The organism is Streptomyces beijiangensis, from assembly GCF_017315755.1.
GTDB classification, from domain to species: Bacteria; Actinomycetota; Actinomycetes; order Streptomycetales; family Streptomycetaceae; genus Streptomyces; species Streptomyces beijiangensis.
In genome coordinates, this window is sequence record NZ_JAFLRJ010000733.1 from 1 (window position 1) to 2,570 (window position 2,570).

The window sequence follows — 2,570 nt, forward strand, 5'->3', positions numbered from 1 at the left end:
CACTGCTGAAGAACTTCGGCGACCTCGCCGCCGAAGTTCTTCAGCAGTGCGTCCAGACCGCCGTCGAAACCCTGTCCGACGGCGGCGAAGCGCCACACGTCCTTGAGGTAGAAATCGCCCAGCATGACGGCGCGCTCGGTGGTGAACTCGGCGCCGGTGAACGCGTACCGCACGACCTCCTCACCACCCGCGACGATCCGGACGTAACCGGGCCCGACCTGAGACATCTGTCCCGGGCCGTCGAGCGTCGCGGTGAAGGAGAGCTTGTGGATGCCCGCCGGGATCCGGTCGAGCGTGACGCGGAACGACTGGGTGTCACCGGACTGCGCGCCGAGGAGCTGAATCGACTCCTCAGGGGATTTCGGCTGGTTGAAGAAGACGAAATACCGGTCGTCCGAGAGCTGTTCATCGGCGTCGAGGCCGAAACAGCTGATGTCGAAGGTCAGTCCGGGACCTGCGATCTGTACGCCTACGTACAGATCTGTCCCCGCTGTGAGGTCACTGATCTTGGCCTTGTGGCCCCGCTGGAATTCCCTGGCCATGCGTAACGACCGTCCCCCATCCGGATGGTGATTGCGTTGCGCCAGGCTAACGGCAAAACCTGCGCTCCGGACAAGTCGGGGTGGAGCCGATACAGGCCCGGTACACAATCACGCAGTGTTACTCACCGCGCGCGGCCGGAAGATGAGGCAGCCGGTCGGCGGCGACCACCCCTTCGAGGTATCCGCGGGCACGCTCGGTGCGCGGATAGGCTTCGAGCAGCTCCCAGAAGCGCGGACCGTGGCCGGGCACCAGAAGATGGGCCAGCTCATGGACGAGGACATAGTCGACGACGTACTCCGGCATGCCCTGCAGCCGGTGCGAGAGCCTGATGGAGCCCTCCGCGGGAGTGCAGGACCCCCAGCGGGTGTTCTGGTTGGTCACCCATCGCACCGAATCCGGCCGTGCGCGGCCTTCGAAATACTGGGCGGACAACCGCTCGGCGCGCTCGGTCAGCTCCTCGTCGCCGAGAATGCGCTTGCTCTCCTGGGCCGCGAGCTTGTCCAGCATCACGCCCACCCAGCGCTGTTCCTCCGCCTCCGACATCCGGGCGGGAATGAGCACGATGGTGCGATCGCCCTCCCGGTAGGCCGAAACCGTTCTGCTGCGCCGGGCTGATCGGCGGACCTCGACCGCGCTCGTCGCCGAGCCGCGGGGCGGCTGGCTTTTCGCGCTGCGCGGTGGACTTCCGGCGGTGTGCAGTGGGTCGACGGGCACGCCCCGACGTTACCCGCTGTCAGTGGGGGAAGTCCCGCCTCCGGGGCGGTTGGAACGTGATCCATTTCGTGCGTGCACCATTTGAACGACTAATACCCCACGCCTGTGGATAACTTTCCGCACCCCGCGCCCGCCTCCTGCATTCTGGCGGAACGGGTCCGAGAGAGGGCTCGGCGGAGACGGAACGGGGGCGGTCCATATGCATCCGATGGTGAAGCCCGCGCTGCGGCGCGCATGGCGGGAGCGGGACCGTGTGCAGTTCGGAGTGACGCCCGCGCACGCGGTCGTCCTCGGCCCGGTGGACCCGGCGACGGGCTGCCTGCTCGCCCTGCTGGACGGCACGCGCGGCCTGGAGCTGCTGCGTGAGGAGGCCAGGAGGCTCGATCTGCCGGACGGCCATGTCGACTCTCTGGTCGCCGAGTTGGCGGGAGCGGGAGTGCTGGACGATCCGACCGGACACAGTGCGGCGGCCGACGCGTTACGGAAACGGGGCGGCGCCCTCGACCGGCTGCGGCCCGATCTCGCATCGCTCTCCACCGTCCATCCGGAGCCGGGCGGCGCACTGGAGCGGCTGGCGGCGCGGCGGTCGGCACGGGTGCAGGTACGGGGCGCGGGCCGGGTCGGTGCGGCGGTCGCCGCGGTGCTCTCGGCCTCCGGTGTCGGACACGTCGAGGTACTGGACGGGGGCTGTGCGGAGCCGTGGGACGTGGCCCCCGGCGGGCTGCCGGAGGAGGCCGTCGGCGAGCGGAGGGATGTCGCAGCCCGGCGTCTGGTGCGGCGTGTCGCGCCGGGCGCGCCGCCACGGGCCGCGGAGACGGCATCGGCCGTTACGGAGGGTGAGCCTGGGCTGGCCCTGGTCGTCGTCGCACCACGGGACGGTTTCGATGCGTATGTCCCCGATCCGGAAGCGGCCTCGGAGTGGGTCGCGACGGGGACACCCCATCTCTACGCGGGGGTGGTCGAGGGGACCGGTGTGGTGGGACCGCTGGTCCTGCCGGGCGGGACGGCGTGCGCGGGATGTCTGGCGCTGCGGCGGGCCGACCGCGATCCGGGGTGGCCGCGGATGGTGGCGCAGTGGCGCTCCGGCCGCCGCTCCACCACGGTGGCCTGCGACCTGGGGCTGGCGACGGCGGTGGCGGGGCTGACCGCGGCGCACACGCTGTCGTTCCTCGACGGGGGGCTGCCCACGACGGCGGGGGCGCGCTGGGAGGCGTCGCTTCCGCTCCTCGACTGGCGTGCCGCGCGGATCCCTCCACATCAGGAGTGTGCCTGCGGCGCAGCTGGGAACAGCACCGCTGGGAAGACTGGAGGGG

At 70.4% G+C, this 2,570-nt stretch carries 3 protein-coding genes; 1 reads left to right on the forward strand and 2 read right to left on the reverse strand.

Annotated features, from left to right (window positions below):
- A partial coding sequence (locus J0695_RS38740; RefSeq protein ID WP_206969546.1) for a TerD family protein occupies positions 1–542 on the reverse strand: 542 nt, incomplete at its 3' end.
- A gap of 118 nt (positions 543–660) precedes the next feature.
- Entirely contained in the window at positions 661–1,257 is a 597-nt protein-coding gene (locus J0695_RS38745; protein WP_206969548.1) for a M48 metallopeptidase family protein, read from the reverse strand.
- A 199-nt stretch (positions 1,258–1,456) separates the two neighbouring features.
- Here J0695_RS38745 and J0695_RS38750 point away from each other — a divergent pair.
- A partial coding sequence (locus J0695_RS38750) for a ThiF family adenylyltransferase (RefSeq protein ID WP_206969550.1) occupies positions 1,457–2,570 on the forward strand: 1,114 nt, incomplete at its 3' end.